The sequence below is a fragment of the Achromobacter sp. JCM 18799 genome, assembly GCF_055395645.1.
On sequence record NZ_AP043866.1, the window covers coordinates 3,819,917 to 3,832,780 of the forward strand.

The following is a 12,864-nucleotide window of genomic DNA, read 5'->3' on the forward strand; positions in this document are numbered from 1 at the left end:
CCTCATTGAAAAGAGTAGGAAGAGAAAGGGTCAGCGCGCGGCTCGTGAGCCAGGCGCCGCGTACGACAAGCCGAGCGCGTGCGCATCCGACAGGCCGCGCACGCGCGCCTTGTCGTCACCGCTCTCGACATCAAGAAACAGGTGCGTGCGCACATCGCTCACGCCGCTGTAATGGAAGACCCCGTGTTCGATCTGCGTGGCAATCGCGGCGCGGTACCCGTGCCCGTCATAGGCTTGCGCGCCGGCGCCGCCGGTCGCGATCAGGCGCACGCGCTTTCCGGCCAGCCGGCCGGGCTGCCCGCCGCCGACGCCGAAAGCCCATCCCTTGGTGAACACGCGATCGATCCAGCCCTTGACCAGCGCCGGCATGCTCCACCAGTAGACCGGGAACGCCAGCACGATCAGGTCGGCGGCCTCCACCCGCAATTGCTCACGCCGCACGTCGCCGGGCAAGTTGCCGTTGCCGCGATAGAAGGCCAGGTCGGCCGCGGTCATGCGCGGGTCGAAGGACTCCGCGTCCAGGTCCGCCCAGACGACGCGGGCCCGGCCGCCAGCCTGGACGCCGGCCACGTAGCGCTCGGCAAGCGTGGCGGAGTAAGAGCCAGCAGGCGCGCTGGCGGCGATAACCAGGATGTTCATGTCGGCCCTTTGTGTCGCGATGACGATGAGCCATTGAATCATCTACCCATCAGATAAAATAGTTCAATATTTCGTTAAAACCTATCTAACTGGTAGATATATATGCCGCCTCGGATTTCGCTGGAGCAATGGCAGGCCCTGGTCGCCGTGGTGGACGCGGGCGGCTATGCCCAGGCCGCCGACGCGCTCAGCAAATCGCAGTCGACCATCAGCTACGCGATCCGCCAGATCGAGGAGCGGCTGGGCGTGGCCGTGTTCGCCATGGACGGACGCAAGGCCTTGCTCACGGACGACGGCAAGATCCTCTACCGGCGCGGCAAGTCGCTGGTGGGCGAGGCCCAACGCCTGGAACGGGCGGCGGCCAATCTGGCCAAGGGACGGGAGCAGATGCTGACGCTGGCCGTGGAAAGCCTGTTCCCGACGGACCTGCTGTTGCGCTGCCTGGACAGGATTGCCGGCGAGTTCCCCGAGACACGCATCGAACTTCACGAATCAGTGGTCGGCGGCACGGATGAACTGTTGCTCTCGGGCGAGGCCGACCTCGCCATCTGCGCCGACCACATTCCGGCCGGCCATGTCGGCGACGCGCTGCTGCGCTATTGCGCGATCGCCGCGGCCGCGCCGTCGCATCCCCTGCACCAGATGAACCGTCCGCTGTCGCTCGAAGACCTCAAGGCGCATCGCCATCTGGTGATCCGTGACAGCGGCCGCCAGCGCGTGCGGCCCAGCGTCTGGGACGTCGCCGAGCAGCGCATCACCGTCAGTCACAAGAGCACGTCGATACGCGCGGCGTGCATGGGCATGGGCTTCGCGTGGTATCCGCAGGACTGGATCCGCGAACAGTTGGCCTCGGGCGAATTGAAGCCGCTGCCGCTGCTGGATGGCGCGCAGCGCTGGGGCGCGCTGTACCTGGTCTACCCCGATCCCGACGCAGCAGGACCTGGCGCGCGCCGCCTGGGCCAAATACTGCGCGAAGAGAGCCAGAAATCCGAATGAAACCGCGGCGCGGACAGCCCGTCCGCGTCCTTTGGCCTTAACATACCGCCCAAAAACCACACCATGCGCCCATGCCCCGTCCGAATCTGACCAACGCCGAAACCCTGTGCCAGATCGCCAAGCTGGGCAGTTTCCGCGCCGCAGCCGAACGGCTGCACACTTCCCAACCCGCCGTCTCGGCGCGCATGAAGGAGCTGGAGCAGTCGCTGGGCTTTCCTCTCTTCGAGAAGCGCGGCCGCCGGCTGGAACTTACGGTGCCCGCGCGCCGTTTCGTCGAACGCGTGGAACCGCTGCTGCTGGCAGTGGAAGACGCCTTCACCGACGCGGAGGCCGTCAATAACGCTGCCGGCACGGTGCGCATCGGCATGGGCGAGATTTCCATGACCTGGTTTTCACGCGTAGTGCCCGAGCTGCGCCGCGCCCTGCCGCGCGTTACCTACGAGATCGAGCTGGACCTCGCGGTCAAGCTGCAGGAGCACCTGACGTCCGGCGCGCTGGACATCGCGATCATGGCCAATCATCTGCGCGACGACCAGTTCATCTGCGAGTCGCTGGGTACGACCCGCATGTCGTGGATGGTCTCGTCCCGGCTGCTGAGCAACGCTGAAGGCCAGCCTCGCACCATGCAATCGCTACTGCAAACCGAGCCGTTGTGGTGCGTATCGCGCCCGTCGGGTTTCTTCGGACCGGCGCAGGACGAGCTGCGCGATATGGGCGCCAACCTGGACAACATCTGCAGCTGCAATCGCCTGAACAGCCTGATCGAAGTCGTCGAGGCCGGCGGCGGCATCGCGCAGTTGCCGGAAATGATGGTGGCCGAACAAGTTCGCGCCGGCACTCTGGTGCTGGTGGACCCGGCGCAGACGCCGCTGACGCTGGAGTTCACCATCGCCATCCACCGCAACCAGGGCCAGTCCGTCGTCCATCAGGTCGCCGAAGCCCTTGCCCGCCTGGGCAAGGCGGCTACCGGCCACGCCTGATGACTCGCGGCCGCGTTCAGGCGTCGAGCAGCGCGCGCTTCTGCACTTTGCCGCTGGCGTTGCGCGGCAACTCAGTCATGAACTGCACGTGCTCGGGTACCTTGAAATATGCAAGGCGCCCGGCGCAATAGGTCTTGATGGCATCCGCATCCGCCTGGTGCCCGGCGTGCAGCACGACGAAAGCCTTGACCGACTGGTCGCGCACCGGATCGGGTATGCCCACCACGGCCACGTCGCGCACGGCGGGATGCCCCATCAAGGCCTCTTCCACCTCCGCCGCCGAGATGTTCTCGCCAGCCCGCTTGATCACTTCCTTCTTGCGGCCGAAGAAAAAGAAGTTGCCCTTGGCATCCTGGTAGCCGAGGTCCCCCGTGTGCAGCCAGCCGCCCTCGAACACCGCCTGCGTCGCCGCCGGGTCGCGGTAGTAGCCCAGGGTCAGCGTGCGCCCAGGACGTCCGCGCACCACGATCTCGCCGACTGCGCCCACGGCCACCGGCCGGTTGTCGTCGTCGACCACGAACACTTCGCGGTCGGGCGTGGCGCGCCCGATGGACGGATAGGTCGAGGGCGAGGCATGGGGCTGCAAGGTGATGTAAAGCATGGTCTCGGACTGCCCGTAGCCGTTGCGCAACGGGATACGGAAACGCTCGATGAACGCCGCGATCTCGGCTTCCGAAATATTGATGGCATAGCCCGCGTACCGCACCTGATGCGCCGTATCGAAAGGCGTGGGCGGCTGGTTCAACAAGGTTCGGCACAGCATGCCGGACAGGCTGCATATCGTGATGCGGTGTTCGATGAGCTGGCGCAGGTAGCGCGTGGCGCTATAGCGTTCCCCGATCACCGCGGTGGCGCCCGCGGTCAGGCAGGACAGCACGGTTTCCTGGCAGTTGGCGTGGAACAGCGGCTTGTTGTTGAACACGCGGTCAGCGCGGCCTATGCCGCTGTTGGCCGCGCCCGCCTGGCCACACCAGAGCAAGTTGGCGTGCGTGAGCATCACCCCCTTGGGCCGCGCCGAAGTACCCGACGTGTACAGGATCTGCGCAAGGTCGTCGCTGCATAGCTCGGGCTCGCGGTAATCCGCGGACGTCGCCGCCAGCGCGCCGCTCACGCCTTCCGGCCCCAGGCTGCCGCGCGCCACCGGCACGATTTCCGGGCCTTGATCCATCGCGTCGCGGACTTCGCGGATCAACGCTTCGTGCGCGGGCTCGACCAGCGCCAGCGCGGGCTGACAATGCTCAAGCTGATAGGCTACTTCCGGCGCAGTGAGATGGATGTTGCCGGCCACGATGACGGCGCCCGCCAGCATCAGGCCCATCCACAGCGGCACGTACTCTGCGGTGTTGCCCATGAAAACGAATACGCGGTCGCCCGGCTGCACGCCGCGCGCCTGCAAGCCCGCGGCGAATGCGCGGGCCGCCTCGCGCAACTGGATGAAGCTCAACTGGCTGATGTCGCCGTTCTGGTACTCATGCACGATCGCCAGCTTATGCCCGTGGCACAGCGCCTGTTCATCGAGCAAATCCGTGATCCCGCGGTTTCCTGCTGCGTCCATCCAGCCTCCGGCTATTCTGATTTTTCAACGGCGCGCCGGCTCCTTGCGGCTGCGCCCATGAGTAGGAAAATCAGTATAGGTAGCGGCATTTCGCGGCACTAGCTAAACGTTTTTATGCATATCCATCAAGGTTTTTCATGCATGCCGGCAAGGCTGAATGATTGATGGGATTTATGCTTTTCCATCAAAACGTTTGCTTAGTCGCCAGCAGTCGGAAAACCTATACTCCGGTTCAAAGAGGCCACGCAGCAGAAGCGCCGGCCAGACCAAGAAGAATGCAAAACTGGAGGAGCTGCCGTGCAAGAGGCATCGATCAAGGACCAGGTTTCGGCCGAGGAATGGGCAGTGCGCGTAGACCTCGCCGCAGCCTATAACCTGGCTGTCGAAATGCGTATGACCGACCACATCTATACGCATATCTCGGCGAGGGTTCCCGGCGCCCAGCCGCACTTCCTGATCAATGCCTACGGGCTGATGTTCAACGAAATCACCGCGTCCAACCTGGTCAAGGTGGACATAGACGGCGGCATCCTGCTGGACCAGACCGGCCTGGGCATCAACCCCGCCGGCTTCGTCATCCATAGCGCCATCCATCGCGTCCGCCACGACTCGGCCTGCGTCATGCATACGCATACCGCGGCCGGCATCGCGGTATCCGCGCAAGAGGCCGGCCTGCTCATGATTTCGCAGCATGCCATGCGCTTTCACAACCGCATCGGCTACCACGACTACGAAGGCGTCGCGCTCGACATGGACGAACAGCAGCGCCTGATCGCCGATCTCGGCCCCCACAGCGCGATGATCCTGCGCAATCACGGCCTGCTGGTCTGCGGCGCCAGCGTGCCAGACGCCTTCGACGCCATGTTCTATCTGGAGCGCGCCTGCCAGGCGCAGGTCGCGGCGCTGGCCGGCGGCCTGCCGCTGGTAACACCCTCCGCCGCAGTTGCCGAGAAGGTCGGCCGCCAGTTCGACCGCCTCGACCGTCCGTCCCGCCACAAGCACTGGCCTCCCCTGCTCCGGCTGCTGCAACGCATCCGGCCCGAATACCAGGAATAGCGGCAACCGCGCCGCCCCCTGGCGGCCACTTTTCGTAGAGTAGAAATGGAAGATGCTCATCAATGCCGCGTCGCGGTATATGGTGCGGGCGCGATCGGCTGTCTGCTCGCCGCGCGCCTGGCCCAGGCTGGCTGCGAGGTGACCATGATCGCCCGCGGACAAACGCTGGCCGCCCTGCGGCAACATGGCGTCGGCTTGACGGCTGACGGCGCCACGCGCCACTACCCGGTGCGCGCCACCGACGATCCGCGTCAGGTGCGCGGCGCGGACTACCTGATTCTTGCGGTCAAGCAACAGGCGCTGGACGATATCGCCGCGCACCTGGCGCCGATGCTGGCGCCGAAAGGCACCGTGGTGCCGGCCGTAAACGGCATCCCCTGGTGGTATCTGCCCACGCTGGACAGCCCGCTGGGCAACATGCCGCTGCAAACGGTGGATGGCCGCGGTGCCCTCAGGCAAGCGCTGCCATTGGAGCGGGTGCTGGGCGCCGTGGTGTACATCGCGGCGAACGCCACCGCGCCTGGCATCACGGCCCAGAACGCACGCAACACTCTCATACTCGGCGAACCGGACGGCTCCAGGTCTGCGCGGGCCGACCGGCTCGCCGGACTGTTGCAAGCTTCAGGCCTGCAATGCGAGGTCAGCGGCGACATCCACCAAGCGGTCTGGGTCAAGGCGATGGGCAATGCCACCTTTAACCCCTTGAGCGTGCTGGCCCACGCCACCATGGAGGCCATGGTTCGCGATCCCCACCTCGGCAAACTGGCGCGCGCCATGCTGGGCGAGTACCTGGCGCTGGGCCAGGCGCTCGGGCTTGCGCTGCCGGTGATGGTCGAGCAACGCATGCAGGCAGCCGCCAGCGCGGGCGCCGCCCAGACCTCGATGTTGCAGGACGCGCTGCAAAACAAGCCGTTGGAAATCGACGCCATCGTCGGCGCCATGATCGAGATCGCAGCAAAGCTGAACCTGGACATGCCCCACGCCAACACGGTCTGGGGATTGATCCGGCACCGGAACCTCAGCGCAGGCGCCATCTGAACACCCCACCTAGAAAACCACAGGAGACAATCCATGAAATGGCTATCGCATTGCCTGGCCGCAACCCTGATCTGCACGGGCGCAGCCGCCCACGCCCAGGAATATCCCAACAAGCCCATCAACATCGTGGTGCCCTTCACGCCGGGCGGCGTCACCGACGTGATGACCCGGCAGGTCGCGGCCAAGCTGCAGGCAGATCTGGGCCAACCGGTGGTAGTGGTCAACAAGCCCGGCGCCGGCACCATGATCGCCTCGGCCTATGTGGCCAAGGCGCCGGCCGACGGCTATACGCTGCTGATGGCGGCATCGTCCCTGGGCATCGCTCCCAGCCTGTACAAGAACACCGCGAACTATGACCCGGTCAAGGATTTCCAGCCCGTTTCGCTAATCGCCAGCGTGCCTCACGTGCTGGTGACGGGCAAGCAGGTGCAGGCGTCCAGCGTGAAGGAATTGATCGCCACGCTCAAGAAAGACGGCAAGTCGGCGACCTTCGCCTCTTCCGGCAACGGCACGTCCAACCACCTGGAGGGCGAGCTGTTTGCCGCGCTGACCGGCCTGAAGATGACCCACATCCCCTACAAGGGCAGCGTTCCGGCGCTGACCTCCTTGGCAGGCGGTGAAGTCGACATGCTGTTCGTGGACATCGCGGCCGCGCAGCCCTTTCTCGACAGCGGCAAGGTACGGCCGCTCGCCGTCACCACCAAGACGCGGTCCTCGGTGCTGCCCGACCTGCCCACGGTCGAGGAATCCGGCCTGCCCGGCTACGACGCCATGCCCTGGCTGGGGATCGTGGCCCCGGCCGGCACGCCGCCCGCGGTCGTCGCGAGGCTGCAAGCATCCCTGCAGAAGATGAAGGCGGCGCCCGACGTGCAAGAGCAGTTCAAGAAAATGGGCCTGGACGCCCTGTTCACCAAGCCGGGCGATTTCGGCGCCTTCATCGTCAGCGACAGCGCCAAATGGGCCGAGTTGATCAAGAAGTCCGGCGCAACCGCCGAGTAGGCCGACACCCCCAACCCCCACGCCATTCCAGGAAGGACCCTTACATGCATCGCGATACTCCGGCCCCGGCAAAACCGCTCGGCAACGACGTGTGGGAGGCCACGCTCAAGCGCGCGCTGGCCAGCGCCAACATCCCCACCTTGCTCATGGTGCTGGTGCACCTGACGGGCGACACGCAGTGGCTGTCCGAACGCTACCAGTGTTCGCGCATCCGTGGCCTCGAAGACAACGACCCCGGCGGGCTGCCGCAAGCCGTGCAGGAGGAAATCCGTGAAGCCGCGTACTCGGCCATCCTGCGCAGCCGCAGCGGCCACCCGCCCAGACTGCCCGCCCCCACGCACGAACAGCTGGTCGCGATGCTGCGCACCAGCATCGGGGAAACCGTTCCCGACTCGTACGGCCCCATGATCGCCGCCTGGCTGGGACTGGATCCGGACTTCGCGCTGGAGCAACGCAATGCGTTCCGGGTGCCGCGAGGCTATCGGGTCCTGGTCATCGGCGCCGGCGTGGCCGGCCTGTGCGCCGCGATCCGCCTGCAAGGCGCGGGCATTCCTTATGTCGTGATCGAGAAGAACGCCGAAGTCGGCGGCACCTGGTACGAGAACCGCTACCCCGGCGCGGGCGTGGACACCCCCAACCACATCTACTCGTACTCGTTCGCCAAGCACGACTGGTCGCGCTACTTCGCCCTGCAAGGCGAGATCCAGGGCTATTTCGAAAGCGTCGCCGACCAGCATGGCGTGCGCTCCAACATCCGCTTCAACACGCGCGTGGAGTCCGCCCGCTACGACGAAGCCGCACTGTGTTGGAACGTACGCACGGTCGGGCAGGACGGCCAGGTCCAGGACTATGTGGCGGACATCGTCATCAGCGCGGTCGGTCTGTTGAACGTACCCAAGCTGCCCCCCATACCCGGCCTGGAGAGTTTCAAGGGCCCCTGCTTCCATACGGCGAACTGGCCGGAAGGCCTGGACCTGCGCGGCAAGAACGTGGGCATCATCGGCAACGGCGCCAGCTCCATGCAGGTCGTGCCCGCCATCGCCGACCAGGTCCGCTCCCTGACCGTGTTCCAGCGCTCCAAGCAATGGGCCGCGCCGTTCGAGAAATTCCAGAAGCCCGTGCCAGAGGACGTCCGCTTCCTGCTGCGCGAGGTACCGTATTACCAGGAGTGGTATCGCCAACGCCTGGCCTGGATCTTCAACGACCGGGTCCACGCGACGCTGCAAATCGATCCGCAATGGCCGCACCCCGAGCGCGCCATCAATGAGATCAACGACAAGCACCGCGAACACTTCACCAGCTACATCAAGGCGGAACTCGGCGAACGCCAGGATCTGCTGCCCGACGTTCTGCCCGACTACCCGCCCTTCGGCAAACGCATGCTGATGGACAACGGCTGGTTCCGAACCATGGCGCGGGACCATGTCGAGTTGGTCACTGGCGGCATCGCGCGGGTCACGGAAAACGCAGTGGTGAGCGACAACGGCCAGGCGCACGAACTGGACGTGCTGGTGGTCGCCACCGGTTTCGACGCGATCAATCTGCTGTCCTCGTTCAAGCTCTATGGCCGCGGCGGACGCTCGATCCGCGAGGCCTGGGACGAAAAGGGAGCCGAGGCCTTCATGGGAGTCGCGGCGCCCGGCTTTCCCAACCTGTTCATCCTGGCCGGTCCCAACACCGCCCTGGGCCATGGCGGCAGCGTCGTCGCCCTGCTGGAGACCCAGGTGCGCTATGTCATGGGCCTATTGCAGCAAGGACTGGACAAGGCCGGCGGACGCTTCGAGATTGAAGTCCGCAGGGACAGGCACGACGCCTATAACGCCCGCGTCCAGGCCGCCCACGACCGCATGATCTGGACCCACAAAGGCATGAGCAACTGGTATCGCAACGCGCATGGCAAGGTGGTGGCGCCCACCCCGTTCCGCAACGACGACTACTGGCACATGCTGCGCAAGACGGACATGGGCGACTACCACTACCGCCCGGCGTCTCGCGTGGGCGAAGCCAAGCCGTCCGCATCCGACCGCGTCGAGATTGCCTGAATGCCACAAGCGCAGAAGAAGCGTTGCCTGGTGCTGGGCTGCGGCGGCGTGACAGGGCTGGCCTGGGAGATCGGCATTCTGGCGGGCCTGGCGCGCCACGACGTCGACCTCTGCTGCGCGGACTTGTTCATCGGTTGCTCCGCCGGTTCCGTCGCCGGCGCGCAACTGGCGCTGGGCGTCCCGCCCATGCAGCTGCTGGCGACGCAGCTGTGCGGGACAGGCGCCGAACAATACCGTCCGTACTCGCAACAGGCGGCTGACGACAAGAACCGCGAGCTGTACGGCAAAGTGGGCGCTGACCTGGGGCAGGCGCGCCGGCGCATCGGCGCCTATGCGCGGCGCTCCGCCACGCCCACACTGGCAGAACGTCGCGCCATCATCGCCTCCCGTCTGGGCGCAAGCGACTGGCCCTCCCGTCCATTGCTGGTGGTCGCGGTCGACACGGCCACCGGCGAAGGGCGCAGTTTCAGCGCCGCCGACCAGGTCGATTTCATCGATGCCATCGCCGCCAGCTGCGCCGTGCCGGGCGCCTGGCCAGCCGTGCCCATCGGCGGCGCGACCTACATGGACGGCGGCATCCGTTCCATGACCAATGCCGATATGGCGGCCGGCTACCAGCAGGTCGTGGTGCTGGCGCCGCTGGGTTATCGAGAAGGGAATCCTGTCAGCGGCCATCTGCGGCGCGAACTGCAGACCTTGTGCGAGGCCGGCAGCCTGGTCCACGCCGTGCTGCCGGACGCGGCCAGCGTACAGGCCATCGGCGACAACGTGCTGGACCCCGCGCGGCGCGCCGACGCCGCCGAGGCCGGGCTGCGCCAGGCATCGGCGATCGCGCAAGCCCTGCGGCAAGCGTGGCGCTGATCCTGTCCCGCATTCCGCCCAGCGCTGTTCCCGTCAGAAAGCGGTCTGCTCACTTTCCTGAATGTGGCAGGTATCGACATACCGCCAGCACCCTAGACTCCCCGTTCAAGCCCGGCCGCCACGCGGCCTGGCCCCACCACGAACGCGGAGTGAACCATGAACGCATCACCGGCTGGCCTTAGACCCGCCGATTTCTTTTCCCCCACCGTCGCAGCCCTGATCTCGGTGCTGGTGAACTACGGTGGCACCTTCGTGCTGGTGTTCCAGGCGGCGGAGCTGGCCAGGCTGACGCCGGCCCAGACCGCGTCCTGGGTGTGGGCGGTTTCCATCGGCGTCGGCATCACCGGCGCGCTGCTGAGCTGGCGCTACAAGGCGCCCGTCATCACGGCCTGGTCCACGCCCGGCGTGGCGTTCCTGGCGACCGTGATGCCGTTCACGCCCTACGGCGAGGTCATCGGCGCCTACATCCTGTCGGCGCTGGGCTTCATCGTGCTCGGCCTGTCCGGCGCATTCGAGAAGCTGGTGCGCATGATTCCGGGCGGCATCGCCGCCGGCCTGCTGGCCGGCATCCTGCTGCAATTCGGCGTCAATGCCTTCGGCGGGGCCAGCGCCGATCCGCTGCTGGTGATCGTGCTGGTCATCTCCTACGCCCTGCTCAAGCGCTACACCTCGCGCTTCGCGGTGGTCGGCATCCTGGTCATCGGCCTGGGGCTGCTCATCGCGCAAGGCCGCATCGACTTCTCGGCGGTCCACCTCAGTCTGGCCGCGCCGGTATTCGAGATGCCGCGGTTCTCGCTGCAGGCGCTGCTGGGCGTCGCCTTGCCGCTTTTCATCATCACGCTGACAGGGCAATACATGCCCGGCATGCTGGTGTTGCGCAACGACGGCTACCAGACCAGCGCGAATCCCATCCTCACCGTGACGGGCCTGGGCTCGCTCATCATGGCGCCCTTCGGCGCGCACGCCTTCAACGTCGCGGCGATCACCGCCGCGATCTGCACCGGCCGGGATGCGCATCCGGATCCGGCCAAGCGTTACCTCGCGGGCCTGGCCTGCGGCGTGTTCTACATCCTGGTGGGCACCTTCGGCGTCACGCTGGCGACCTTGTTCATGGTGCTGCCCAAGGCGTTCATCACCACGCTGGCCGGCCTTGCCCTGCTGGGCGCGATCGGCGGCAGCCTGGCCAACGCCATGGCCGACGCCCGCACCCGCGAAACCGCGCTCATCACCTTTCTGGCCACTGCCGCCAACGTCACGCTGCTGGGCGTGGGCGGCGCGTTCTGGGGCCTGGTCGCCGGCCTGACCGCGCACCTGCTGATCCATGGGGGCCAGCGAGCGCTGGCCGCCAATTCTTGACCTCCCGTCGCCACTTGCCAATCGAAACAGGAACCACCGTGACGAACACCGATCTTCCCGACAGCCTCGCGCTGCCTAGTGTCAACGCCCAGCCCCTGGCGCAGGCCGATCCCGGCATCTGGGGCGCCATCGACGCCGAACGGCGCCGGCAGAGACACTCGATAGAACTCATCGCCTCCGAGAACTTCGTCAGCCGTGCGGTGCTGGAAGTCCAGGGCTCCGTGCTGACGAACAAGTACGCCGAAGGCTACCCCGGCCGCCGCTATTACGGCGGCTGCGTCAACGCCGACGTGGCCGAGGAAATCGCAATCGAGCGCGCCACGCGTCTGTTCGGCGCGCGCTACGCCAACGTACAGCCCCACTCCGGCAGCCAAGCCAACCAGGCGGTCTACCTGGCGCTGCTGGCGCCCGGCGACAAGATCCTGGGACTGGACCTGAAGGCGGGCGGACACCTGACCCATGGCTCCAAGGTCAACATGTCGGGACGCTGGCTGCAGGCGCTGAGCTACAGCGTCGATCCCGCCACGCACCGGGTGGACATGGACGAGGTCGAGCGCATCGCGCGCCAGGAAAGACCCAAGCTCATCATCGCCGGCGGCTCGGCCTACTCGCGCACGCTGGACTTCGCGCGCTTTCGCGCCATTGCCGATGAGGTGGGCGCGATCTTCATGGCGGACATGGCCCATTTCGCCGGCCTGGCCGCGGCCGGGGCATATCCCTCGCCGGTGCCGCATGCGCACGTCACGACCACCACCACCCACAAGACCTTGCGCGGTCCGCGCGGCGGCATGATCCTGACCAACGACAGCGAGCTCGCCCGCAAGATCGATGCGGCCGTATTCCCGGGCCTGCAGGGCGGTCCGCTGATGCACATCATCGCCGCCAAGGCCGTGGCCCTGGGTGAAGCGCTGCAGCCCGCCTTCCGCACCTACGCCCACGCCGTGGTCGAGAATGCGCGCGTTCTGTGCCGCCGGCTGGCCGAAGGCGGCCTGTCCATCGTGTCTGGCGGCACGGACTGCCATCTGGGCGTGGTCGATCTGCGGCCCTGGGGGTTGGCCGGCAATACGGCGGAGCAAGCGCTGGAACAGGTTGGCATCACCTTGAACAAGAACGCCGTCCCCAACGATGCCGCCAAGCCTGCCGTCACCTCCGGCATACGCGTGGGCAGCGCCGCCTGCACGTCGCGCGGCATGGGGCCCGCCGAATTCCAGGAAATCGGCGACATGATCCTGGCCTTGCTGGGCGGCGTACGCGCCGGGGCCGTCGACACCCGCACGGAAAGCGCCATCCGCGAAGGCGTGGCCGGGCTGGCCATGCGCTTCCCGCTGCCGTACTGAAGCGC

11 protein-coding genes are annotated in these 12,864 nt (G+C 66.4%); 9 read left to right on the forward strand and 2 right to left on the reverse strand.

Going from position 1 to position 12,864, the window contains the following annotated elements:
* Window positions 1-30: 30 nt before the first annotated feature.
* The gene (locus ACZ5YA_RS17925; RefSeq protein ID WP_464091005.1) at window positions 31-639 is read right to left on the reverse strand and encodes an NAD(P)H-dependent oxidoreductase; all 609 of its coding nucleotides are present in this window, start codon (window positions 637-639) and stop codon (window positions 31-33) included.
* A 102-nt stretch (window positions 640-741) separates the two neighbouring features.
* Here ACZ5YA_RS17925 and ACZ5YA_RS17930 point away from each other — a divergent pair, with 102 nt between their 5' ends.
* On the forward strand, window positions 742-1,635 hold the full coding sequence (locus ACZ5YA_RS17930; RefSeq protein WP_118931552.1) for a LysR family transcriptional regulator: 894 nt from the start codon (window positions 742-744) through the stop codon (window positions 1,633-1,635).
* Window positions 1,636-1,706: 71 nt separating this feature from the next.
* Entirely contained in the window at window positions 1,707-2,615 is a 909-nt protein-coding gene (locus ACZ5YA_RS17935; RefSeq protein WP_464091006.1) for a LysR family transcriptional regulator, read from the forward strand.
* Between the two features lie 16 nt (window positions 2,616-2,631).
* On the opposite strand, the gene ACZ5YA_RS17940 is transcribed toward ACZ5YA_RS17935, so the two are convergent.
* Window positions 2,632-4,170, reverse strand: a complete 1,539-nt coding sequence (locus tag ACZ5YA_RS17940) for an AMP-binding protein (protein ID WP_464091007.1) — start codon at window positions 4,168-4,170, stop codon at window positions 2,632-2,634.
* Between the two features lie 297 nt (window positions 4,171-4,467).
* On the opposite strand from ACZ5YA_RS17940, the gene ACZ5YA_RS17945 reads away from it, so the two are divergent.
* The 7 genes from ACZ5YA_RS17945 (at window position 4,468) to ACZ5YA_RS17975 (ending at window position 12,859) form a co-directional block, all read left to right on the forward strand.
* Window positions 4,468-5,226 carry a class II aldolase/adducin family protein gene (locus tag ACZ5YA_RS17945; protein ID WP_464091008.1) on the forward strand — a complete coding sequence of 253 codons (759 nt, stop codon included), beginning with the start codon at window positions 4,468-4,470 and terminating at the stop codon, window positions 5,224-5,226.
* 45 nt (window positions 5,227-5,271) lie between these two features.
* On the forward strand, window positions 5,272-6,264 hold the full coding sequence (locus ACZ5YA_RS17950) for a ketopantoate reductase family protein (protein ID WP_464091009.1): 993 nt from the start codon (window positions 5,272-5,274) through the stop codon (window positions 6,262-6,264).
* A gap of 33 nt (window positions 6,265-6,297) precedes the next feature.
* On the forward strand, window positions 6,298-7,263 hold the full coding sequence (locus tag ACZ5YA_RS17955; RefSeq protein ID WP_464091010.1) for a Bug family tripartite tricarboxylate transporter substrate binding protein: 966 nt from the start codon (window positions 6,298-6,300) through the stop codon (window positions 7,261-7,263).
* 44 nt (window positions 7,264-7,307) lie between these two features.
* A complete protein-coding gene (locus ACZ5YA_RS17960; protein ID WP_118931548.1) occupies window positions 7,308-9,305 on the forward strand; it encodes a flavin-containing monooxygenase in 1,998 nt (665 codons plus the stop codon).
* Entirely contained in the window at window positions 9,306-10,166 is an 861-nt protein-coding gene (locus tag ACZ5YA_RS17965; protein ID WP_419341250.1) for a patatin-like phospholipase family protein, read from the forward strand. It begins immediately after the preceding gene.
* Between the two features lie 156 nt (window positions 10,167-10,322).
* On the forward strand, window positions 10,323-11,522 hold the full coding sequence (locus tag ACZ5YA_RS17970; RefSeq protein WP_059371200.1) for a benzoate/H(+) symporter BenE family transporter: 1,200 nt from the start codon (window positions 10,323-10,325) through the stop codon (window positions 11,520-11,522).
* Between the two features lie 38 nt (window positions 11,523-11,560).
* Window positions 11,561-12,859 (forward strand): serine hydroxymethyltransferase, encoded by a 1,299-nt coding sequence (locus ACZ5YA_RS17975; protein ID WP_464091011.1) that lies wholly within the window; start codon window positions 11,561-11,563, stop codon window positions 12,857-12,859.
* The last annotated feature ends 5 nt before the right edge of the window (window positions 12,860-12,864 follow it).